This is a genomic window from Micromonospora yongxingensis, assembly GCF_052601155.1.
The window spans coordinates 244,889-266,810 of the sequence record NZ_JBQXEO010000002.1 but is presented as its reverse complement, the minus strand read 5'-3'; the positions used below and the strand labels follow the sequence as shown (position 1 = coordinate 266,810).

Below are 21,922 nucleotides of genomic sequence, written 5' to 3'. Positions count from 1 at the left end.
CTCCAGAAGGTGGCACCGGGCCCGCCCGCCGTCGGAGGAGCAGACGATGACAACGCAGCGCACCCGGTCGCTCGGGCGCCCGACCCTCGATGCGGTCGCGGCCCGCGCCGGCGTGGGCCGGGGCACGGTCTCCCGCGTGGTCAACGGCTCGCCCCAGGTCAGCCCGGAGGCCCGGGCCGCGGTCCAACAGGCCATCGCCGAGCTGGGGTACGTGCCGAACCGGGCGGCCCGCGCCCTCGTCACCCAGCGGACCGACTCCGTCGCGCTGGTCGTGTCCGAATCCGGTGAACGGGTCTTCACCGAGCCGTTCTTCGCCGGCATCGTGCGGGGCATCAGCTCCGGGCTGCTGGAGACACCGATGCAGCTCTGGCTGGCGATGGCCCAGTCGCCCGTGGAGCGGGAGCGCGTCGAGCACCACCTGACCAACCAGCACGTCGACGGCGTACTCCTGCTGTCGTTGCACGACTCCGACCCGCTGCCGACCCTGCTGGAGGAACGCGGCCTGCCCGCCGTGCTCGGCGGCCGGCCCGCCCGGATGCTGCAACCCGGCGCCCAGCCGGCCTGGTTCGTCGACGTGGACAACGTTGGCGGCGCCCGGCAGGCCGTGGAGTACCTGGCCGGCCGGGGGCGGCGTCGCATCGCCACCATCGCCGGGCCGCAGGACATGGGCGCCGGCCTGGCCCGGTTGGCCGGCTACACCGAGGCCGTCAAGGCCACCGGAGCCGGCGTCAACCCCGACCTGATCGCGTACGGCGACTTCAGCGAGGGCAGCGGCGCGGTCGGTATGCGCCGGCTGCTGGACGCCTGTCCGGACCTGGACGCGGTCTTCGTCGCGTCCGACCTGATGGCGTTCGGCGCGCTGCGTACCCTGCGGGAGGCCGGTCGGCGGGTCCCCGACGACGTCGCCGTGATCGGCTTCGACGACGCGCCGATCGCCCGGCAGGCGGACCCGCCGCTGACCACGGTCTTCCAGCCGGTGGAGGAGATGGGCCGGCAGATGGCCCGGCTGCTGGTCGCCCGGATCCGCGGCGACGACCTCCCCGCCCCCCACATCCTCCTGGACACCCAACTGATCCACCGCGCCTCCGCCTGACGCCCCCACCGGCCCCCACCCCCGCCCGCCGGCCCCCGTGCGTGCAGGATCGCGCTCGATCCTGGATGTAGTGGTGGTGGGCGGGTGTGAGGGCACTGCATCGTGGATCGAGCGCGATCTTGCGGGCCGCGCGCGCGGCGGTGCGCTGTGGGTTAGGCGGGGGTGGGGGTCCAGCGGCGGAGTTCGCGTTTGGCGAGGGAGGATCGGTGGACCTCGTCGGGGCCGTCGGCCAGGCGCAGGGTGCGGGTCTGCGCCCACAGGGCGGCCAGCGGGGTGTCCTGGCTGACGCCGGCGCCGCCGTACCCCTGGATGGCCTTGTCGATCACCCACTCCGCCATCGCCGGCGTGCCGATCTTGATGGCCTGGATCTCGGTGTGCGCGCCCTTGTTGCCGACGGTGTCCATCAGCCAGGCCGTCTTGAGCACCAGCAGCCGGGCCTGCTCGATGCGCACCCGTGACTCGGCGATCCACTCGCGGACCACGCCCTGTTCGGCCAGCGGCCGACCGAACGCCACCCGCTCGCTGACGCGCCGGCAGAGCAGCTCCAGCGCACGCTCGGCCATCCCGATGAGCCGCATGCAGTGGTGGATGCGGCCCGGGCCCAGCCGGGCCTGGGCGATGGCGAAGCCCGCGCCCTCGGCGCCGATCAGGTTCTCCGCCGGCACCCGGACGTCGGTGAAGTCGATCTCGGCATGCCCGCCGTGGGTGCCGTCGGTGTAGCCGAAGACGGTCATGCCCCGGCGGATGGTCACCCCCGGCGTGTCCCGGGGGACCAGCACCATGCTCTGCTGGCGGTGCCGGTCCGCGTCCGGGTCGGTCTTGCCCATCACGATGAAGATCTCGCAGCGTGGGTCCATCGCACCGGACGACCACCACTTGCGGCCGTTGATCACGTACTCGTCGCCGTCGCGGGTGATCCGGGTGGCGATGTTGGTGGCGTCGGACGAGGCGACGTCCGGTTCGGTCATGCAGAACGCCGACCGGATCTCGCCCTCCAGCAGCGGCGTGAGCCAGCGCTCGCGCTGTGCGTCCGAGCCGAACTCGGCCAGCAGCTCCATGTTGCCGGTGTCCGGCGCGGCGCAGTTGACCGCCTCGGGCGCCAGGTGCGGGCTGCGGCCGGTCAGTTCGGCGAGCGGGGCGTACTGGAGGTTGGTCAGGCCGGCGCCGTAGCGCGGGTCGGGCAGGAACAGGTTCCACAGGCCGCGCTTGCGGGCCTCCGCCTTCAGCTCCGCCAGCACCGGGGTACGCGACCACGGATCACCGGCGGCCGCCTGCTCGGCGTGCACCGCCTCGGCCGGGTAGACGTGTTCGGTCAGGAACCGGGTCAGCTCGTCGCGCAGCTCCTCGGTCCGGGTGTCGTACGAGAAGTCCATCACCGCTCCCTGGCGGCGGTCAGCCCGTGCGCGACCAGCGGTGCCACCATCTCGCCGATCCGGTCGAAGCCCTCGCCGAGCGTCTGCCCGAGCGTGTGGCGGTAGTGGATGCCCTCGCAGATCACCGCGAGCTTGAAACAGCCGAGTGCCACGTGCCAGTGCAGCGGCCCGACGTCGACGTCGCTGCGTCCGGCGTACCGGTCGATCAGCTCGGCGCCGGTGGGGAAGCCGGCGCGCGGCCCGAGCCCGTCGGCGACCGGGTTGCCCTCGGCCGTCTCGCTGCCGCCCAGCACGTCCCAGTACGTCAGGAGCAGCCCCAGGTCGGCGAGGGGGTCGCCGAGGGTGGCCATCTCCCAGTCGAGGACGGCGTGCACGGCCACCGGGTCGGCTGAGGCGAGGAGATTGTCCAGCCGGTAGTCGCCGTGCACGATCCGGCCGGCGTTCGCGCCCTCCGGGGCGGTCGCCGCCAGCAGGTCACGCAGCTCGTCGATGCCGGGCAGGTCTCGGCTGCGCGAGCGGTCGAGCTGCCCGCCCCAGCGGCGGACCTGCCGGGCCAGGTAGCCCTCCGGGCGGCCGAAGTCGCTCAGCCCCACCGTGGACGGCTCGACGCTGTGCAGTGCCGCGAGGGTGTCCATCATCGCCATCGCGAGGGCCCGGCGTCGTTCGTCGCCCAGGGGGTCGGTCTGTGCGCGGGTGCGGAACACCTCGCCGGGCATCCGCTCCATGAGGTAGAACGGCGCCCCGAGCACCTCCGGGTCGGTGCAGAGCAGCAGCGCCCCGGGTACCGGCACGTCGGTCGACGCCAGCGCCGAGATGACCCGGAACTCGCGGGCCATGTCGTGCGCGGTCGCCAGCACGTGCCCCAGCGGCGGGCGGCGCAGCACCACCTCGCGGTCGCCGAGGTGCAGCGAGTAGGTGAGGTTGGACTTGCCGCCGGCGATCAGCCGGGCCCGCAGCGGCCCACCGGCGAGGTCGGGCCGGTGCGTGGTGAGGTAACCGGCGAGCCGGTCCAGGTCCAGGCCCGCGGGGGAGGCCGGGTTGGCCTCCGGCCGGAGCGCGTCGACGGCCGGATCGGTCATCCGAATAGTTGATGGCAGGTCGGCCATGTTGTCAAGGTCAGATTTTGCCCTCGGGACATGCCTCTGCAACAGGGACGAAATGGTCAACGACCAGGCTGGTGCCCAGCCTGCCGGCCGCCCAAGCCGGCCCGCCGAGCGGAGGGACAGAGATGTTGCTGCGAGTTCGGGTCACCCTGCCGGACCGTCCGGGCACGCTCGGCCAGGTCGCCCGCACGCTGGGCGTGTCCGGTGCGGACATCGTCCAGGTGGTGGTCCTGGAGCGGCTCGGCGGGCGCGCGGTCGACGACTTCACGGTGGTCTGGCCGGGCGCGGCCCGGGTGGAGCGGCTGCTGGCCGGTCTCGCGGCGATTCCGGGCGTCCGGGTGGACGGGGTGTGGCGGGCGATCGGCGCGCCCACCACCACCGGCCAGGACGCGGAGCTGCTGGCCCAGGTCGCGGCGAACCCGGCCGACGGGCTGGCCACCCTGGTCGACGCGGTACCGGGGCTGCTGGCGGCCGACTGGGCCGTTGCCGCCGTGGTGCCGCTGGACTGGGCCTCGCGGGCCGGCGGCACCGGCGGGGCGACCGTCGGGTGCGCGAGCTGGCGGGCTCCCGTACCGCTGCGACTGCCGGAGGTGACCCCGCTGCGCGGCCGGTCGATGACCACGCCCGACGGCACCCACCACGCGATCGCGCCCTTCGGCCGGGCCGGCCTGGTGCTGGTGGTGGCCCGCGAGCGCAGCGACACCCTCTCCGCCGCCGCGTTCCACAGCACGGAGGTGGACCGGCTCACCCAGCTCGTCCGGGCCAGCGCGGTGATCCTCGGTGACCGGCTGGACCTGGTCGGCGCGCCTCCGGTGGTCGCCGGTCCCTGAACGGACCGAGGAGTTCCCGGGCCGTCACCGGTGAGCAACCGGGCGGCAACAGCCGGGGGCGAGGCTCGTACCCGGGGGAAGGGAGCCAACCATGACGTTGTGGCGGATCCGAGCCACCGTGGACGACCGGCCGGGTTACCTGTCGGTCCTCACGGCGAGCCTCGCGTTGCGCGGGGTCAACATCCTCACCGTGCAGGTGCAGCCCACCGAGCAGGGCGCGGTGGACGACTTCCTGGTCGACGCGCCGGACGCGCTCGACGAGGCCGGTCTGGTCGCCGCCGTCGAGCGGGGCCGGGGCAGGGACTGCTGGGTGGCGCGCAGCGAGGCGCGCGGCCTGGTCGACCAGCCCACCCGGGTGCTGGGGCTGGCGAACCGGCTGGTGCGTGACCCGGACGCGACGGGCGAGGCACTGCGGACACTGCTCGGCGCGGACTCGGTCACCTGGCGGCCGGCGTTGACCAGCGTCGACCGGGGGATCGTGGGCGCCACCATGCTGCTGGCCGACCCGGCCGGTGGCTCGTTCGCGCTGCGGCGGGCGGCACCCGCCTTCACCCCGGCGGAGTACGCCCGGGCGCAGGCCCTGGTCGAGCTGGCCGCCACCGCGGCGCGCCGGGCCACGGAACAGGTCACCCTGGTGCTGCCCGACGGCGCCGAGCTGACCGTCCGGCCGGCCTGCGCCGACGACCTGTCCGGCGTGCTGGAGCTGCACGAGGGGTGCTCTCCGCGCAGCCGGCAGCGGCGCTACCTGGGCGGGGCGTCGCTGCCGTCGCCGGACCGGTTGCGCCGGTTGCTGGAGCCGAGGCGGGGGTTGACCCTGATCGCCACGACCACGGCGTACGACGGCGCGGCGGAGTCCGTGGTCGCGATGGCGAACCTGCTCGGCGAGGGCGACGAGGCCGAGGTGGCGCTGCTGGTGCGTGACGACTGGCAGCGGCGGGGGCTCGGCTCGGCACTGCTGCGCCGGCTGGCCGGGCACGCCGAGCGGGTCGGGTTCGCGGCGCTGCTGCTGCACGTCGGGGCCGAGAACGCCCCGATGCTGCGTACCCTGCGCCGGCTGCACCGGCCGAGCGTCGCCGAACGCGACGGCGCGCTTCTCACCCTCACCGTCGCGGTGGCGAGGAAGGGCACCTTCCTGACGCCCGGTGCGTAGCAGCGGTCCCTGCTGACACCGGCCCCCTGGCGGGCACGCCAGGGGGCCGGTGCCCGGTCGGTCAGGTGGCGGGATAGCTGCTGTAGTCGGGGAAGTTGCCGTAGAGCCGGCTGTCGCCGCCGACGGTCACCGCCTGCACCAGCAGGTCACCGCCGACGAACGCGCCCTTCCAGGACGCGCCCCGACCGCCGAACGCCTCGTCCCGGTCGCCCCGGGAGCGCGGCTTGTTGATGCCCACCTTGAACGCCTGGAGATCCACGGCGAGCTTGCCGGCCTCGTCGGTGTCGTCGCAGGCCAGCGAGGCGACCAGCGCGCCGTTGGAGGCGTTCATGGCGGCCAGCAACTCGTCGGTGGTGTCGACCACGACGATCGTGTCGACCGGCCCGAACGGCTCGGCGTGCATCAGGCGGGACCGGCCGGGCGGGGCGAGCAGCACCGACGGCGCCACGTACGCCGAGGTGTCCTGCCCCGGCAGGAACGGTGCGCCGGTCAGCTTGCCCCGGTGCAGCGGCACCGCACCGCCGCGGACCGCCTCGTCGACCTTGCGGCGCAGCTCGTCGGCCTTGGCGGCGCTGATCAGCGGCCCGAAGTCCAGCTCGGGCAGCGGGTCGCCGGCCTGCCAGGTCTCGTCCACGGCGAGCGGGTGTCCGAACCGGACGGAGCGGACCACCGGCAGGTACATGTCGAGGAACTCGTCGACCAGGTCGCGCTGCACCACGAACCGGGGGTACGCGGTGCAGCGCTGCTTGCCGTACTCGAAGCCCTTCTTGAGGTGCGCGGCGAGCAGGTCCCACTGGGAGAAGTTCCAGATGCCCCAGGCGTTGAGGCCCTCCTGCTCGATGAAGTGTCGCTTGTCGCTGTCGAGCAGCGCGGCGGCCACCTTGCCCCCGTTGGAGCGCCCGCCGACGAACGCCACCGCCCCGATCTCCGGTGCCCGGACCAGCACTTCGGACAGTTCCTCGCCGCCGCCGGAGACCAGCGTGGCGGGCAGGCCGGCCCGGCGCATCAGCGCGTGCGCGACGGTGAGACAGACGGCGCCGCCCTGCGACGGGGTCTTGGCGATGACGGCGTTGCCGGCGAGCAGTTGGACCAGTTCGGCGTGCACGAGGACGCTCATCGGGTAGTTCCACGACGCGATGTTGCTGACCGGGCCGGCCAGCGGCTCGCGGCCGTCGGCGAGCATCCGGTCGATCTCGCCCGCGTACCAGCGGACGCCGTCCAGTGCGCGGTCCACGTCGGCGCAGGCCAGCCGCCACGGCTTGCCGATCTCCCAGACCAGCAGCAGCGCGAGCAGGTCGCGGTGGGCGGTGAGCGCGTCGAGTGCGTCGGTGACCCGGGCCTTGCGCTCGGCGAGCGGGGTCTGTGCCCAGGTCCGGTGCGCGGCGGCGGCGTGCGTGACGGCGGCGCGGGCGGTGTCGGCGTCGAGGCGGGCCAGGTTGATCACGACGGTGTTGTCCACCGGGGTGCGGACCGGGGCGGGGCTGCCGACGGCCCGCCAGTCGCCTTCGACCAGGTTGTGCAGGGTGGTGACGCCGTCGACCTCGGCGCCGAACGCCTCCGGGGTGGCGGCCACCGCGCGGGCGAGGACGTCGGACCATGCGGTGCCCTCGGCGAGTCGTAGTGCCATCGCGTTCTCCTCAGGGTTGTCCGGGGGAGCGGCGGCGTCGATGGCACCACTGGTGATCGGTACTGTCTCGCGCCGGGTAGCGGGTCAGCAACAGTACGTTTGTCTGGCTGGCCGCGCGCTGCCCGTGCATCCCGCCGAACCGCCCTGAGGTATCCGGCGCGAGCTGCGGGAACGCCAGTTGTTAAATCAATAAGCGTCGATGATGTGACGTACCTCCGGGCGACGTACGGCGACCGGCCGCCGGAGTGCTCCGACGGCCGGTCGCGGTGTGCGCTGGGATCAGCTGGTGAAGGTGATCCGGTCCCGGCGGCGACGCAGCATCAGCAGCAGGGCGCCACCGACGATGAGGGCGACGCCGCTCAGCGCGAAGCCGGTCACGGCCACACCGGTCAGCGGCAGGCCGCCTCCGGTGTCACCGCCGGACCCCGTGCCCTCCGACGGCGAGACCGAGCCCGACGGCGCGGTCGACTCCGACGGCGAGACGGACGTCGACGGGGAGGTGGACCCCGACGGCGAGACGGAGGTCGACGGAGAGGTGGAGCCCGACGGCGAGACGGAGGTCGACGGCGTCGGCGATCCGGTGTTCGACGGGCTCGGGCTCGGCGACTGGCTGCTGCCGGTGCCCGCGCAGGTGTGGGTCAGGTTGAAGAGGTTCTGCGGAACCTGTCCGTGGATGGTGGACTCGCCGGTCTCCAGCTTCCATCCGGACGGCGTGGCGAACCAGACCTTCTTGGCGCCGTTGTCCGTGGTGAAGTGACCGTCGGCGAGGGTCTTGTAGGTGTCGGCGGTGCCGTTGTTGTCGGTGTCCCAGCCGATCCGCACCGCGTCGACGCTGTCGACACCGTTGCCGGGCCAGATGAACACCCAGATGTCCTGGCCGGTCTGCTGGCCGGGGGCGCACGTGCCGAAGCCCTGGTTGAAGTTGTTGTTCGTCGCCACGATGTGCTCGCCGTCCTGGCGCAGGGCGGGATGGGTGACGTTGGGCGACGCGAACGCCGGGGTGGCGATGGCGAGACCGGCCGTGGCGGCGGCCGTGCAGACGGCCGCGCGCGCCAGGCGCCGACGCAGTGGCATGAGGATTCCTCCGAGATTGGCCGAGGGGACGGCACATGATCCCATGCGCGGGATCTTCGTACGACATCGGTCAATCGGCCTGAGCTGCGACGACGTGCCGGGCAGGATGCGGAATCCGGGCGACTTTTTCGTGCCGCGACCGCGTGTCGCTGTAACGCGTGCGGTCGTTTCGACGCTGCCGGCGCCCACCGACCTTCCCATTCTCGGCCGTCCACATTACATTGTCGCTTATCCATGGGAGCGCTTCCATAGCCTGTGGTCACTCCGCCACCGACAGGAGTCCGCCATGCGCCAACCCACCCGGCCGTTCCCCGGCCGGTCACCGGTGACCGACCAGCCCTGGCCCCGGCGGCTGGTGGCCGCCGGCGTCGCCCTGCTCACCGGCCTGGCCCTCGCCGTCACCGCACCCGCGGCCGGGCCGGCGTCGGCCGCGCCGGCCTTCAACTACGCCGAGGCGTTGCAGAAGTCGCTGCTCTTCTACGAGGCGCAGCAGTCCGGCCGGCTGCCCGACTGGAACCGGGTCTCCTGGCGCGGCGACAGCGCGCTCACCGACGGCGCCGACGCCGGCCTGGACCTCACCGGCGGCTGGTACGACGCCGGCGACCACGTCAAGTTCGGATTCCCCATGGCGTTCAGCGCCACCATGCTCGCCTGGGGCGCGGTCGAGTACCGCGGCGGCTACACCGCCTCCGGGCAGTTGCCCCACCTGCTGAACAACCTGCGCTTCGTCAACGACTACTTCATCAAGGCGCACCCCGCGCCGAACGTCCTCTACGGACAGGTCGGCAAGGGCGACGACGACCACAAGTGGTGGGGCCCGGCCGAGGTGATGCCGATGGCGCGGCCCGCGTACAAGATCGATGCGAGCTGTGGCGGCGCGGACTTGGCGGGGGAGACGGCGGCCGCGATGGCCGCCTCCTCGATGGTGTTCCGGCCCACCGACGCCGCCTACGCCGACCGGCTGCTCGGGCACGCCCGGCAGCTCTACACCTTCGCCGACACGGTGCGGAAGTCGTACCACGAGTGCATCACCGACGCGACCAGCTTCTACCGCTCCTGGAGCGGCTGGCAGGACGAGCTGGTGTGGGGCGCGATCTGGCTGCACCGGGCCACCGGCGAGGCCAGCTATCTCGCCAAGGCGGAGAGCGAGTACGACAAGCTCGGCACCGAGAACCAGTCCACCACCCGCTCCTACAAGTGGACGATCGCCTGAGACAACAAGCAGTTCGGCGCGTACGTGCTGCTGGCCAACCTGACCGGCAAGCAGAAGTACGTCGACGACGCCAACCGGTGGCTGGACTACTGGACCGTCGGCGTGAACGGGCAGCGGGTGCCCTACTCACCGGGCGGCATGGCGGTGCTCGACTCCTGGGGAGCCCTGCGCTACGCGGCCAACACCTCCTTCGCCGCGCTGGTCTACAGCGACAAGACCACCGACGCGACCCGCAAGGCCCGCTACCACGACTTCGCCGTCCGGCAGATCAACTACGCGCTCGGCGACAACCCGCGAAACTCCAGCTACGTCATCGGGTTCGGCGCCAACGCACCGCGCAACCCGCACCACCGCACCGCGCACGGCTCCTGGTGGGACAGCCAGACCGTGCCGGTGGAGACCCGGCACACCCTGTACGGCGCGCTGGTCGGCGGTCCGTCCTCGGCCAACGACGCGTACAGCGACAGCCGGTCGGACTACGTGATGAACGAGGTGGCCACCGACTACAACGCCGGCTTCACGTCCGCGCTGGTCCGGCTGACCTCCGAGTACGGCGGCACTCCGCTGGCGAACTTTCCGGTCGCCGAGACGCCGGACATCGACGAGCTGACCGTGGAGACCACGGTGATGCAGGCCGAGCCGCGGGCCACCGGGCTCAAGGCCATCATCTACAACAAGTCGGCGTTCCCGGCCCGTGCGCTGACCGACGGCCGGTTCCGGTACTACTTCCGCCCCGAGGGCACCGGGCCGGTGCAGGTCACCGCCGGCTACACCCAGGGCTGCCCGTCCCCGACCACGGCCAAGCAGTTCAGCGGGGACATCTGGTACGTCGAGGTGGACTGCGCCGGGCACACCATCGCCCCGGCCGGGCAGTCGCAGCACCGGATGGAGGTCCAGTTCAAGATCGGGGTGCCGGAGGGCGGCACCTGGGACCCGACCAACGACCCGTCGTACCAGGCCACCGCCGGGCCCAACCGGAAGGTGCCGCTCTACTCCGGCAGCACCCGGGTCTGGGGCGACGAGCCGGGACCGGCCGTGCCGGACACCACCGCGCCGACCGCGCCCGGCACCCCGGTCCCGTCCAACCTGACCCCACGGTCGGTCACCCTGACCTGGCCAGCTTCCACCGACACCGGCGGCAGCGGCCTGGCCGGCTACGAGGTCCGCGAATTCCTGGTCGGCAACGACGTGGTCGTCATCCGGCCGGTCACCGGCACCTCGCTGACCATCTCGACGCTGCTGCCGGAGCGGACGTACCAGTTCACGGTCGTGGCCCGCGACGGCGCCGGCAACACGTCGGCCGCCTCGCCGACGCTCAGCGTGACCACGCCACCGGCCGGCACCGCCGACACCACCGCGCCCACCGCGCCCGGCACCCCGGTCGCCTCGGCGGTCACCGCCACCGGGCTCACCCTGAGCTGGGCGGCGTCCACCGACAACGTCGGCGTCACCGGGTACCGCGTCTACCGCGAGGCCGGTGCGACCGACGCGCTGGTCGGCTCGCCGACCGGCACCACGCTGGCGGTGTCCGGGCTGACCGCCTCCACGGCGTACCAGTTCTTCGTGGTGGCCGTGGACGCGGCCGGCAACACCTCCGCGGCGTCCGCGCCGGTCGCCGTCACCACCGCGCCCCCGCCCGTCGGCGGCGCCTGCTCGGTGGGGTACGTCACCAGCGACTGGAGCACCGGCTTCACCGCCACGGTGACGATCACCAACACGGGCACCAGCGCGATCAACGGCTGGTCCCTGCGGTTCAGCTTCCCCGCCGGGCAGACCGTCAGCCAGGGCTGGTCGGCGACGGTCAGCCAGAGCGGCGCGGCGGTGACCGCCACGAACCTCTCCTACAACGGCACCCTGGCCCCGGGGGCGTCAACGAGCTTCGGCTTCAACGGCACCCACTCCGGCAGCAACCCGAAACCCGCCGCCTTCACCCTCAACGGCTCCGCCTGCACCCTCGCCTGACCCGATCCACCCAGAGGTCGTGGACAGTTGCCGTTGCCGGGGAACGGCAACTGTCCACGATCTCGCCGCCTGCCGGGATAAGACCGCGGGATTCCGGGCAAGCCAGTGTCGTGGGGGAGTTGCTGACCGTCGGGCACGGCACAGCCGACCGGGTGCGGCTGGGAGAGTTGCTGACCGAGGCCGGGGTGGCCCTGGTGGTGGACGTGCGGCGGTACCCGGCCAGCCGCACCAACCCGGACGTCCGGCGGGAGGAGCTTGAGCGGTGGCTGCCCGAGTACGGGCTCGACTACCGCTGGGAGCCGCGGCTGGGCGGACGCCGACACGTCCCCGCCGGGACACCGGAGCCGGACACCTGGTGGACGGTCGCGGCGTTCCGGGCGTACGCCGCGCACACCCGCACGTCGGACTTCGACGCGGCGCTGACCGGGGTGCTGGCCGACGCGGCCCGGCGGACCACCGCGGTGATGTGCAGCGAGGTGCTCTGGTGGCGCTGCCACCGCCGGCTGATCGCCGACGTCGCCGTTCTCGGTCGCGGGACGCCGGTGGCCCACCTCATGTCGGACGGTCGGCTCAGCCCGCACCAGGCCGCCGAGGGCGCCCGCCCGCTACCGGACGGGCACGTGTGCTGGGACGGTTGAGGCGTCGCGGGTTGGCGGGCTTCGCCGCCGGTCGGCTCACTCCACGAGGTCGTCGGCGAGCAGATCCATCAGCAGGCCGTCGTGCCAGCGACCGTCCTCGCCGCGCTCGTAGCGGCGTAGCACCCCCACCGGCCGGAAGCCGGCCTTGGCGTACGCCCGGATGGCGGCGCTGTTGGCCGCCGCCGGGTCGATCGTGAACCGGTGGTGGCCGTACTCGTCGATCAGGTGCCGGGCCAGGGTGCGGATGGCGTCCACGCCCAGCCCGGCGCCGCGTACCGCCGGGTCGAGGAAGATGTCGAGGCTGGCGTGCCGGTAGTCCGGGTCCGGTTCGGCGTACCACTGGATCGCGCCGATCACCCGGCCGTCGTGCTCGATGGCGTACAGGGTCAGATCGTCGTCGTCCAGGTCGGCGCGGACGGCGTCGGTCAGGTCGCCGCCGCCCCGCCACCAGCGGCGTACCTCCGGGTCGGCCCGGATCGCGGCGAGGGCCGGCACGTCCGCGACCGTCGCCGGTCGCAGAGTCACCGCCCGCCCTCGCAGCATCCGCTCAGCCCCGGATCTCGCCGTGCTCGACGCAGACCGCCGACCAGCCGACCGGCAGCACCTGCACCTTCATCCGACGGCGACAGCGGTGGCAGTACCGGGGCGGCTCCAACTGCCGCGCCGACGAGCAGCCCGGGTGGGCGGCGCCGTCCGTCACCGGTTCGCCGCACCGGTCGCACCACAGCTCCGTTGTCGTCATGGCGGTCACAGCGTGGCGGAGAGGGCCTTGACCGGCATCTTCAGCTCGTCCAGCAGGTCCAGGTCGGCGGTCGCCGGTCGACCCAGCGTGGTCAGGTAGTTGCCGACGATCACGGCGTTGATGCCACCGAGCAGACCGTCGCGGGTGCCCAGGTCACCGAGGGTGATCTCCCTGCCGCCCGCGTACCGCAGGATCGTGCGCGGCATGGCCAGCCGGAACGCGGCGATGGCCCGCAGCGCGTCCTTGCCCTCCACGACCGGGCGGTCGCCGAGCGGCGTGCCGGGACGCGGGTTGAGGAAGTTCAGTGGCACCTCGTGCGGGTTCAGCTCGGCGAGCTGCGCCGCGAACTCCGCCCGCTGTTCCACGGTCTCGCCCAGGCCCAGGATGCCGCCGCAGCACACCTCCATGCCGGAGTCGCGGACCATCCGCAGCGTCTCCCAGCGCTCCTCCCAGGAGTGCGTGGTGACCACGTTGGGGAAGTACGACCGGCAGGTCTCCAGGTTGTGGTTGTAGCGGTGCACGCCCATGTCGACCAGGTCGTCGACCTGCTCCTGGGAGAGCATGCCCAGCGACGCGGCGACCTGGATGTCGACCTCGGCCCTGATGGCGGCGACGCCCTCACGCATCTGCTTCATGAGCCGGTCGTCCGGGCCACGGACCGCGGCCACGATGCAGAACTCGGTCGCCCCGGTCTTCGCGGTCTGCTTCGCGGCCTCGACGAGCGACGGGATGTCCAGCCAGACCGAGCGCACCGGTGAGGTGAACAGGCCGGACTGGGAGCAGAAGTGGCAGTCCTCCGGGCAGCCGCCCGTCTTCAGCGAGACGATCCCCTCGACCTCGACCTCCGGGCCGCACCAGCGCATCCGCACGTCGTGGGCGAGCTGGAGGGCGGCGGGCAGGTGCTCGTCGGGCAGGTTCAGCACGGCGAGGACGCCGGCCTCGTCGAGGCCGACACCGTCACCCAGGACCTGGGTCCGGGCCTGGTCGAGGATCTCTGGCATGGCTCGTACCCTACAAGGCCCCCCGGTCAGCGGGAACGGCCTGCTGGCCGGTCGATCCCGCCCGCTCGCCGGGCGGGGCCGCGTCGGGTGGGCGGCGGGTGGATCCGCCGGGCCGGTGGTGGTGGGTGGTAATTTCGCCCGGCGGGTGTCGGGGTGACCGGCGCGGACGGCGGCGAAGGGGTGACGGTGGCGGACTGGCTGGCGGCGCTCGACCGCCGTGCGGAGCTGCGGGCGAAGGCCGGGCTGACCCGGCGGCTGCACCCGCGTCCCGCCGGGGACGGGATGACCGACCTGGCCGGCAACGACTACCTGGGCCTGGCCACCCACCCGGAGGTCGTCGGCGCGGCCGCGGCGGCGCTGTCGGCGTACGGGCTGGGGGCGACCGGGTCGCGGCTGGTACGCGGCTCCACCGACGCGCACCAGGCGCTGGAGGTCGAGCTGGCGCGGTGGCTGGGCACCGACGGATCCCTCGTCTTCTCCTCCGGCTACCTGGCCAATCTCGGCGCGCTGCGGGCCCTCGTCCAACCCCGGACGCTGCTCGTCTCCGACGCGCACAACCACGCGTCCCTCATCGACGGCTGCCGCATCTCCGGCGCCGAGACCGTGGTGACCCCGCACGCGGACGTGACGGCGGTGGCCGCCGCCCTGGCCGTCGCACCGGGCCGCCCGGCGGTCGTGGTCACCGAGTCGGTCTTCTCGGTCGACGGCGACCTCGCCCCGCTGGCCGAGCTGCACGCGGTGGCCCGCCGCTACGGCGCACTCCTGCTGGTCGACGACGCGCACGCGCTCGGCGTGACCGGTCCCGCCGGTGCCGGCGCGGTCGCCGCCGCCGGACTGGCCGGCGCACCGGACGTCGTGGTCACCGCCACGCTCTCCAAGGCGCTCGGAGGAGCGGGCGGGGTCGTCGCCGGCCCGGCCGAGTTCGTCCGACACCTGGTCGAGACCGGGCGCACGTTCATCTTCGACACCGCGCTGCCCCCGGCGGTCGCCGCCGGCGTACACGCCGCGTTGCGGCTGGCCCGCGACGGCGAGGGCCTGCGCGCCGAGCTGGCCGACCGGGTGGCGCTGGCGGTCGCGCGGCTGCGCGCCGCCGGGTTGACCGTCTCCGCACCGGACGCGGCGGTGATCTCGGTGACCGCCCCCGGGCCGGAGGCGGCGACGACGTGGGCCGCCGACTGCCGGGACCGGGGCGTCGCGGTGGGCTGCTTCCGGCCGCCCTCCACCCCGGACAGCCGCTCCCGGCTGCGACTCACCATCAGCGCCGGGGTGCCCCGGACGGATTTCGAGCGGGCGCTGGACGTCGTCGTGGAGTGCGCCCCGTGAGCGCGGTGCCCGGGGCGTGGCGCGGGCCGGTGCTCGTCACCGGCACCGACACCGAGGTCGGCAAGACGGTGGTGACCGCCGCGATCGCCGCCGCCGCGCAGGCCGCCGGCCTGCGGGTGGCCGTGGTCAAACCCGGCCAGACGGGTACGGCCAGCGGCGAACCCGGCGACGTGGACGCGATCAACAGGTTGGCCGCGCCGCTCACCGGCCGCACCCTGGCGAGTTATCCCGACCCGCTCGCCCCGCTGGCCGCCGCCCGGGTCGCCGACCTGCCGCCGTTGGAGCTGTACACCGCCGTGGACGCCGTCCGCGACGAGACCGACAAGCATGATCTGGTCCTGGTCGAGGGCGCCGGTGGGCTGCTGGTCCCGATGGGGCTGCGGCCCTCCGGTGAGCCGTGGACGTTGGCCGACCTGGCGGTGTCGCTCGGTGCGCCGGCGGTGGTGGTCGCCCGCGCCGGGCTGGGCACGCTCAACCACACGGCGTTGACCCTGGAGGCGCTGGACCGGCGGGCGGTGCCGGCCGGTGTGGTGATCGGCGCCTGGCCGTCGACGCCGGAACTGGTGCACTGGACCAACCTCACGGATCTGGTGCCGAACCTGCTCGGTGTGGTGCCGGACGGTGCGGGCGCCATGGACCCGGGCGTGTTCCGGCGCTCGGCCCCCGGCTGGCTCACCCCGGCGCTGCACGGTGTGCTCGACGACTGGCGGGCCTGGGCCGAGGAGATCGGCTGACCACCTGACTTTCGTCAGTGTCCGCCCAGGTCGGGCGTGGGTAGCCTGGCGGCCGTGAGGATCCCGAGGTGGCCGGCGGGCGGGGCGTGGGGCGTGCTGCGGCCGGCGGTGCTGGCGGACGCGCTGCTCTGGGCGGTGCTGGCCGCGCCGATGGGGTTCGCGAGGCTGACGCCGCCGTACTCGCGACGGAGTCTGGCGTTGCTGCTCGGCGGGCTGGTGCTGCTGGCCGTGGCGGTGGCGCTGGGCCGGCGTCGTCCTTTGGTGGGCCTGTCGTTGGTGGTGCTGGGGTCGCTGGTCGACGGCAACTTCGTGTTCGCCATCCCGGTGTTCAGCTATCTCACCGGGCGGCGCAGCGCCGGGGCGACTCCGGCGGCCGTGCTGTTCGGTGTGATCGCGGTCGGTGGCACGGTGCTGAACCTGGGGCTGCTCGGCACCGAAGCGGCCACCTGGTTCCTGCTCGCCTCGGTGCTGCTGTTCGCCGGGGTGTTCCCGTGGTTGGTCGGCCGGTACCGCCGGCAGCAGCGGGAGCTGGCCGACGCCGATCGCCGGCACGCCGACGCGCTGGCGCGGGAGCAGCGCGGCGCCGGCGACCGGATCCGGCTGCGGGAGCGGGCCCGGATCGCCGAGGAGATGCACGACTCTCTCGGCCACGACCTCAGTCTGATCGCGTTGCGCGCCGCAGCGCTGGAGCTGGCCGACGACCTCGACCCGCGGCATCGGGCGGCGGTGGGGGAGCTGCGAGCCAGCGTCGCCGCCGCCACGGAACGGCTGCACGGCATCATCGGTGTGCTCCGCGAGGAGGGCGGGAGCGCCGGGCTCCGACCGGCCGGGGAGACCGTCACCGATGTGGTGGACGGTGCCCGGGAGGCCGGCATGACGGTCCTCTTGGACGCCCCGCCCACCGTGGTCGAGCTGCCCGGGATAACCGGACTCGCCGCCCACCGGGTGGTCCGGGAGGCGCTCACCAACGCGGCCCGGTACGCCCCCGGCGCCCCGGTCACCGTCACCCTCGCCCCCGAGGCGAACGAGATCGAGGTACGGGTGCTCAACGGGCCACCACCGGCCGGTCCGTTGCCCACGCCGCCGTCCTCGGGCAGTGGCCTGCTGGCCCTCGCCGAGCGGGTCCGCCTGGCCGGCGGCGTCCTCGACACCGGCCCGCGCCCGGACGGCGGCTTCGAGGTACGGGCCCGGTTGCCGATGCCCGCCGATGGCGTTCCCGCCGACCCGGCCGTCGGCGTTCCCGCCGGGCTGTGGCCCGCCGAGCCCGGTGCGGTGACCGGTGCCGGGTCGGCCGGCGGCGGGGTGGAGTGGCCGGCGGACGCCGAGCGGCGGCTGCAGGCGGCCCGTCGTCGGGTACGGCGCAGTCTGCTGACCGCGCTCGCCGCCCCGGCCGGGCTCGCGCTGGCCCTGTCGCTGGTGTACTACCCGTTCGCCACGGCCGGCACGGTGCTGGACGAGGCGACGTACGACCGGATGCGGCCCGGCACCGCGCGCGCCGACCTGGCGGGGTTGCCCCGCCGGCAGGTCACACCGCCGTCCGGCGGCGAGGAGCCCGGCTGCGAGTTCTACACCGACGGCAACTTCCCCCTCGCCCAGCCGACCTGGCGGCTGTGCTTCACCGACGGCCGGCTGGTCGACAAGGAGCGGATCGCGTAGTGAACACGGACACCGCAGTCTCGCCGGTCCGGGTGGTCCTCGCCGACGACGAGGCGATGATCCGGGCCGGCGTTCGGGCCATCCTCGCCGCCGACCCGGGCATCGAGGTGGTCGCCGAGGCCGGCGACGGGCGGGCGGCGGTGGAGCTGGTCCGGGCGCACCGACCCCGGGTGGCGTTGCTGGACATCCGGATGCCGCGCCTGGACGGGTTGGCCGCCGCCGCCGAGATCCGCCGGGTGGCGCCGGCGACGGCGACGGTCATGCTGACCACCTTCGGCGAGGACGACCACGTGGCCCGGGCGCTCGGCCACGGCGCCAGCGGGTTCCTGCTCAAGGCCGGCGACCCGCGCGAGCTGATCGCCGGGGTGCACGCGGTCGCCGACGGTGGGGCGTACCTGTCGCCGCGGGTGGCCCGCCGGGTGATCGAGCTGGGCGCCGGGCGGTTGGCCCGCCGGCCCGTCGCGCGGGACCGGACGGCGGCGCTGACCGAACGGGAACGGGAGGTGCTGGCGCTGGTCGGGGCGGGGCTGTCCAACGCCGAGATCGCCCGCCGGCTGCACCTGGTCGAGGGCACCGTGAAGAGCTACCTGACCAGCATCTTCACCCGGTTGGACGTACGCAACCGGGTGCAGGCGGCGATCATCGCCTACGAGGCGGGGCTGGTCGACGGGTGAGCGGGGGCCGGTCGGCCCCCGCCCACCGGTCAGGCGTCGCGGCGGCGCAGCACGGCCCGGCCCAGCAGCAGCGCCGCGCCGGCCCAGCCGGCGAGCAGCAGCAGCCCGACCGCGCCGGGATACGGCTCGGCGTCGCCGGCCAGGAAGTGCCCACCGGCAACGCCGGGGAACACGTCGGCGATCCGGTTCAGCACGGCGATGTCCGGCTCCTGGAGCGACAGCGGCACGATCATCAGGGTGGCGAAGAGCACCGTGAGGGTGAGCACCGCGCTGCGTAGCGCCGCGCCGAGGCCCAGCGCCAGCACGCTGACCAGCGCCAGGTAGGTCGCCACCGCCAGAATGTCGCCGATGGTGCTGGTCATGGGCGCGCTGCCCCACCGGCCGAGCACCGGCCGCGCGACCAGGGCGCCGACGCCGCCGAGCAGCAGGCCGAGGACGAAGGTGACCGTGCCGGCCACCACGGCCTTGGCCAGCAGCACCCGACCGCGTGCCGGGGTGCACTGCAACGTCGTCCGGATGGTGCCGCTGGTGAACTCGGCGGTGATCGCCAGGAGGCCCAGCGCCAGCACGGCGTACTGGGTCAGCTCGACGGCGCTGACCACCACGCTGCCGGCGGTGACGATGCCCGGGTCGTCGGCCGGGTCGTCGTTGGTGTTGGCGTTGGCCGCGTAGATGGCCAACTGGCCGGCGCTCGCGGCCATCAGCAGCAGCGCCGCCATCGCGGTCCACCAGGTGGTCCGCACCGAGAACAGCTTGGTCCACTCGGCGGCCACCGCGCCGCGGAAGGCGCCCGGGGCGGGACGGGTGTCCGGGCTGGTGACGGTGTCCGCGATGGTGCTGGTGCTCATCGTGCCCCGCTTCCGGTCGGGCCGCCGGCGTACTCGACGCTGTCGGCGGTCAGCTCCATGAACGCCTGCTCCAGCGATGCGCCGTGCGGGCTCAGCTCGTGCAACCGGACCCCCAGCTCGTACGCCAGGTCACCGACCCGGTCCACGGTGCTCCCGGTGACGGTCAGCTCGTCGGCGCCGGCCGGCTCGACGGTCGCGCCGGCCGCGGTGAGGCGCGCGGCCAGGGTGGCCAGCCCGTCCGCGTGCGGACTGCGGACCCGGACGGCGACGGCGCTGCCGGCGATCACGTCGTCGATCGGGGCGTCGGCGAGCAGCCGTCCGCGCCCGATGACCACGAGCTGGTCGGCGGTGAGCTGCATCTCGCTCATCAGGTGGCTGGAGACGAAGACGGTCCGTCCCTGGTCGGCGAGGGAGCGCATCAGCTGCCGGACCCAGCGCACCCCGTCCGGGTCGAGGCCGTTGACCGGCTCGTCGAACATCAGCACCGGCGGGTCGCCGAGCAGCGCGCCGGCGATGCCGAGCCGCTGCCCCATCCCGAGGGAGAGGGTGCGGCCCGGCTTGGCCGCGGCGCGCCCGTCCAGGCCGACGGTGTCGAGCACCTCGTCCACCCGGCGACCGGGAATGCCGTTGCTGCGGGCCATGGCCAGCAGGTGCGCACGGCCGGACCGGGCCGGGTGGATGGCCCGGGCGTCGAGCAGCGCGCCCACCTCGTGCAGGGGCCGCCGCAGCTCCCGGTACGCCCGGCCGCCGACCAGCGCCTGCCCGGCGGTGGGCCGGTCCAGGCCGAGGATCATCCGCATGGTGGTGGACTTGCCGGCGCCGTTCGGGCCGAGGAAGCCGGTGACCCGGCCGGGCGCGACGTCGACGGTCAGGGAGTCGACCGCGACGGTCGCCCCGAACCGTTTCGTCAACCCACGTAATGTGATCATGCGCTGACGCTAGGCGCGCGAGGGGGAGCGGCGCCGCGCCCGAACGGCGACCACCGCACCTGACTTTCGTCAGTCCTCAGCCCCGGCAGCGGGCCGCCGGTCAGCCGCGGCGGACGACGAAGGCGTCGGGCATCCGGAAGGTGAGGTTGTCCGGGCACCACGGTGCGCGGACCACGGTCACCCCGTCCAGCAGCGGTGCGGCCTCGGTCACCACCACGGCCGCCTCCATCCGGGCCAGCACGTCACCGACGCAGCGGTGCGCGCCGGCACCGAACGCCACATGCCGGCGCGATCCGCGCTGGCCGGGCCGGAACTCGTCGGGCGCCTCGACGACCGCCGGGTCCCGACCGGCGCGGGCCAGCCAGAGCACGAGGCTCGTACCCGCCGGCACGGCGGTCCCGCCCAGCATGCTGTCCGCGGCGGCGACCCGGCGCCAGGTGACGATCGGCGGTTCCAGCCGCAGCCCCTCCTCGACCACGTCGGCCACCGCGACCCCACCGGTGCGGAGCCCGGTCAGCACCGAGGGCTCGCCGGCCAGCCGGTGCAGCAGCAGGGTGAGGAACTGCGAGGTGGTCTCCTGCCCGGCGACCAGCAGGAAGAAGAGCGCGCCGACCACCACGTCCGGGGCGTGCCCGGCCTTGCGCAGCTCGGCGGCCAGCCCGCCGCCGGTGGCCGCGAAGTCGCGCAGCACACCGTGGAAACGGCCCACCTCGGCAGCGAGCGCCACCTGCCGGTCGGGGTCCAGCGGTGCCCAGAACAGCTCCAGGGCGGCCCGGGCGAACTGCTTGACCGCGCCGACCGGCGCGTCCGGCAGCTCGACCAGCCGGGCCAGCACCAGCAGTGGCAGGTCGGCGGCGAGCTCCGCGTAGAGGTCGACCGCCGCACCGGCGTCGAGGCTGGCGGCCAGCCGGGCGACCCGTTCCCGGACCAGCGCGGTGAGCCAGGGACGCTGCGCGGCGACCCGGGCGGGGTGCAGCGCGTCGGCGACGATCGACCGGATCGCCGGATGGCTGGCGCCGGAGTTGTTCGCCAGGGTCGGCGGCAGCCGGAACCGGTGCCCGGCGAGCACCCGCAGCGCCGTCACCGGCATCGGGGTCACCGCGTCCAGCGCGTTGTCCGGCCGGTAGGCGACCGGGTCGGCGAGGACCTGGCGGACCAGCGCGTGCCGGGTCACGACCAGATGGGGTACGCCGACGTGGTCGGCCACCGTGGCCACGTCCGGCCAGGGTGCCCCGACCTCGGACGCCCAGCTCCGGAACAGCACGCCGACACGCTAGCCGGCGGCTCCCGGCAGCCCGGCCCGCAACTGCCAGACGGTGGTGCGCTTCACCCGCACGCTCTCCAGGGCCTCCGTCACCGGCACGTCGTAGTGGGCCAGCTCGTCGAAGCGTTCCCGGGGCAGGAACGCGCGGCCGGGGTCGCCGACCAGCGCCAGGGCACCCGCCCGGGTGGCGCGGAGCAGGAACCGCAGCACCCGCCGGGCCATCGCCTCGCTGTAGAAGACGTCCCCGGCGAGCACCACCTCCGCGTCTCCGGCGTCGCCGTCGAGGATGTCGCCGAACTCGGCGTCGACGCGTACCCCGTTGGCCTCGGCGTTCAGCGCGACCGCCGCCACCGCCAGCTCGTCGACCTCGACGGCCCGGACGGTGGCCGCGCCGGCGCGGGCGGCGGCGATGGCCACCAGGCCGGAGCCGGAGGCGAGGTCGAGCACCCGGCGGCCGGCGACCAGCTCCGGGTGGTCGGTCACGTGACGGGCGAGGGCCTGACCACCGGCCCAGGCGAAGGCCCAGAACGGCGGCGGCCGGTCGCTGCTGAACTCACCCTCGGTCAGCTCCCAGAGCCCGATCGGCTCGTCCGCCTGGTGCAGCCGCACCTCGGGGACGAAGGCCACCGGGGCGAGCCGGGCGTGCAGCCGGACGAAAGTGGCGGAGAGTTCGGACACGGTGGCGATT

General features: G+C 74.0%; 19 protein-coding genes and 1 pseudogene. 9 read left to right on the top strand and 11 right to left on the bottom strand.

Translation table 11 applies throughout. The features are described 5' to 3' along the window. Positions 1–46 precede the first annotated feature (46 nt). Positions 47–1,093 carry a LacI family DNA-binding transcriptional regulator gene (locus ACTWLT_RS04415; protein WP_445317238.1) on the top strand — a complete coding sequence of 349 codons (1,047 nt, stop codon included), beginning with the start codon at positions 47–49 and terminating at the stop codon, positions 1,091–1,093. Positions 1,094–1,245: 152 nt separating this feature from the next. Here ACTWLT_RS04415 and ACTWLT_RS04410 read toward each other — a convergent pair whose 3' ends face one another. Together ACTWLT_RS04410 and ACTWLT_RS04405 are read right to left on the bottom strand one after the other, a co-directional pair. After that, entirely contained in the window at positions 1,246–2,466 is a 1,221-nt protein-coding gene (locus ACTWLT_RS04410; RefSeq protein ID WP_445317237.1) for an acyl-CoA dehydrogenase family protein, read from the bottom strand. Next, positions 2,466–3,545, bottom strand: coding sequence for a phosphotransferase family protein (locus tag ACTWLT_RS04405; RefSeq protein ID WP_445317236.1), 1,080 nt, complete (start codon positions 3,543–3,545; stop codon positions 2,466–2,468). The genes ACTWLT_RS04410 and ACTWLT_RS04405 overlap by 1 nt, the downstream gene beginning before the upstream one ends. Positions 3,546–3,694: 149 nt before the next feature. On the opposite strand from ACTWLT_RS04405, the gene ACTWLT_RS04400 reads away from it, so the two are divergent. Further along, on the top strand, positions 3,695–4,399 hold the full coding sequence (locus tag ACTWLT_RS04400) for an ACT domain-containing protein (protein WP_445317235.1): 705 nt from the start codon (positions 3,695–3,697) through the stop codon (positions 4,397–4,399). 91 nt (positions 4,400–4,490) lie between these two features. Then, positions 4,491–5,549, top strand: a complete 1,059-nt coding sequence (locus tag ACTWLT_RS04395) for a GNAT family N-acetyltransferase (RefSeq protein WP_445317234.1) — start codon at positions 4,491–4,493, stop codon at positions 5,547–5,549. 61 nt (positions 5,550–5,610) lie between these two features. Here the strand turns inward: ACTWLT_RS04395 and ACTWLT_RS04390 are convergent, their stop codons facing one another. Next, on the bottom strand, positions 5,611–7,176 hold the full coding sequence (locus ACTWLT_RS04390) for an aldehyde dehydrogenase family protein (RefSeq protein ID WP_445317233.1): 1,566 nt from the start codon (positions 7,174–7,176) through the stop codon (positions 5,611–5,613). Between the two features lie 279 nt (positions 7,177–7,455). Next, on the bottom strand, positions 7,456–8,250 hold the full coding sequence (locus ACTWLT_RS04385; protein ID WP_445317232.1) for an LPXTG cell wall anchor domain-containing protein: 795 nt from the start codon (positions 8,248–8,250) through the stop codon (positions 7,456–7,458). Positions 8,251–8,536: 286 nt separating this feature from the next. Here ACTWLT_RS04385 and ACTWLT_RS04380 point away from each other — a divergent pair. Together ACTWLT_RS04380 and ACTWLT_RS04375 are read left to right on the top strand one after the other, a co-directional pair. Further along, positions 8,537–11,425 (top strand): annotated as a pseudogene (locus ACTWLT_RS04380) (glycoside hydrolase family 9 protein). A gap of 110 nt (positions 11,426–11,535) precedes the next feature. Further along, the gene (locus ACTWLT_RS04375) at positions 11,536–12,063 is read left to right on the top strand and encodes a DUF488 domain-containing protein (RefSeq protein WP_445317231.1); all 528 of its coding nucleotides are present in this window, start codon (positions 11,536–11,538) and stop codon (positions 12,061–12,063) included. 36 nt (positions 12,064–12,099) lie between these two features. Here ACTWLT_RS04375 and ACTWLT_RS04370 read toward each other — a convergent pair whose 3' ends face one another. Genes ACTWLT_RS04370 through bioB form a run of 3 tightly spaced genes read right to left on the bottom strand, consistent with a single transcriptional unit; the run spans position 12,100 to position 13,806 of the window. Beyond that, positions 12,100–12,606 (bottom strand): GNAT family N-acetyltransferase, encoded by a 507-nt coding sequence (locus ACTWLT_RS04370; protein ID WP_252416469.1) that lies wholly within the window; start codon positions 12,604–12,606, stop codon positions 12,100–12,102. 4 nt (positions 12,607–12,610) lie between these two features. Further along, complete coding sequence (gene bsaP, locus ACTWLT_RS04365; protein ID WP_252416468.1) at positions 12,611–12,805, bottom strand: biotin synthase auxiliary protein BsaP; 195 nt, start codon at positions 12,803–12,805, stop codon at positions 12,611–12,613. A 5-nt stretch (positions 12,806–12,810) separates the two neighbouring features. Then, positions 12,811–13,806, bottom strand: a complete 996-nt coding sequence (gene bioB / locus ACTWLT_RS04360; RefSeq protein ID WP_252416467.1) for a biotin synthase BioB — start codon at positions 13,804–13,806, stop codon at positions 12,811–12,813. Positions 13,807–13,992: 186 nt separating this feature from the next. Here bioB and ACTWLT_RS04355 point away from each other — a divergent pair, with 186 nt between their 5' ends. Genes ACTWLT_RS04355 through ACTWLT_RS04340 form a run of 4 tightly spaced genes read left to right on the top strand, consistent with a single transcriptional unit; the run spans position 13,993 to position 18,193 of the window. Then, on the top strand, positions 13,993–15,129 hold the full coding sequence (locus ACTWLT_RS04355; RefSeq protein ID WP_445317399.1) for an 8-amino-7-oxononanoate synthase: 1,137 nt from the start codon (positions 13,993–13,995) through the stop codon (positions 15,127–15,129). Continuing rightward, positions 15,117–15,863 carry a dethiobiotin synthase gene (gene bioD, locus ACTWLT_RS04350; RefSeq protein WP_252416466.1) on the top strand — a complete coding sequence of 249 codons (747 nt, stop codon included), beginning with the start codon at positions 15,117–15,119 and terminating at the stop codon, positions 15,861–15,863. The genes ACTWLT_RS04355 and bioD overlap by 13 nt, the downstream gene beginning before the upstream one ends. A 54-nt stretch (positions 15,864–15,917) precedes the next feature. Then, positions 15,918–17,519 carry a sensor histidine kinase gene (locus ACTWLT_RS04345; RefSeq protein ID WP_445317230.1) on the top strand — a complete coding sequence of 534 codons (1,602 nt, stop codon included), beginning with the start codon at positions 15,918–15,920 and terminating at the stop codon, positions 17,517–17,519. 56 nt (positions 17,520–17,575) lie between these two features. Next, positions 17,576–18,193: a response regulator gene (locus ACTWLT_RS04340; RefSeq protein WP_445317398.1), complete on the top strand. Its 618-nt coding sequence runs from the start codon at positions 17,576–17,578 to the stop codon at positions 18,191–18,193. A gap of 29 nt (positions 18,194–18,222) precedes the next feature. On the opposite strand, the gene ACTWLT_RS04335 is transcribed toward ACTWLT_RS04340, so the two are convergent. The 4 genes from ACTWLT_RS04335 to ACTWLT_RS04320 form a co-directional block, all read right to left on the bottom strand. Next, a complete protein-coding gene (locus ACTWLT_RS04335) occupies positions 18,223–19,041 on the bottom strand; it encodes an ABC transporter permease (protein WP_445317229.1) in 819 nt (272 codons plus the stop codon). Next, positions 19,038–19,970 (bottom strand): ABC transporter ATP-binding protein, encoded by a 933-nt coding sequence (locus ACTWLT_RS04330; RefSeq protein WP_252416463.1) that lies wholly within the window; start codon positions 19,968–19,970, stop codon positions 19,038–19,040. The genes ACTWLT_RS04335 and ACTWLT_RS04330 overlap by 4 nt, the downstream gene beginning before the upstream one ends. A gap of 100 nt (positions 19,971–20,070) precedes the next feature. Further along, positions 20,071–21,234 (bottom strand): cytochrome P450, encoded by a 1,164-nt coding sequence (locus tag ACTWLT_RS04325; RefSeq protein WP_445317228.1) that lies wholly within the window; start codon positions 21,232–21,234, stop codon positions 20,071–20,073. A 9-nt stretch (positions 21,235–21,243) separates the two neighbouring features. Next, on the bottom strand, positions 21,244–21,912 hold the full coding sequence (locus ACTWLT_RS04320; RefSeq protein WP_252416462.1) for a class I SAM-dependent methyltransferase: 669 nt from the start codon (positions 21,910–21,912) through the stop codon (positions 21,244–21,246). Between the last annotated feature and the right edge of the window lie 10 nt (positions 21,913–21,922).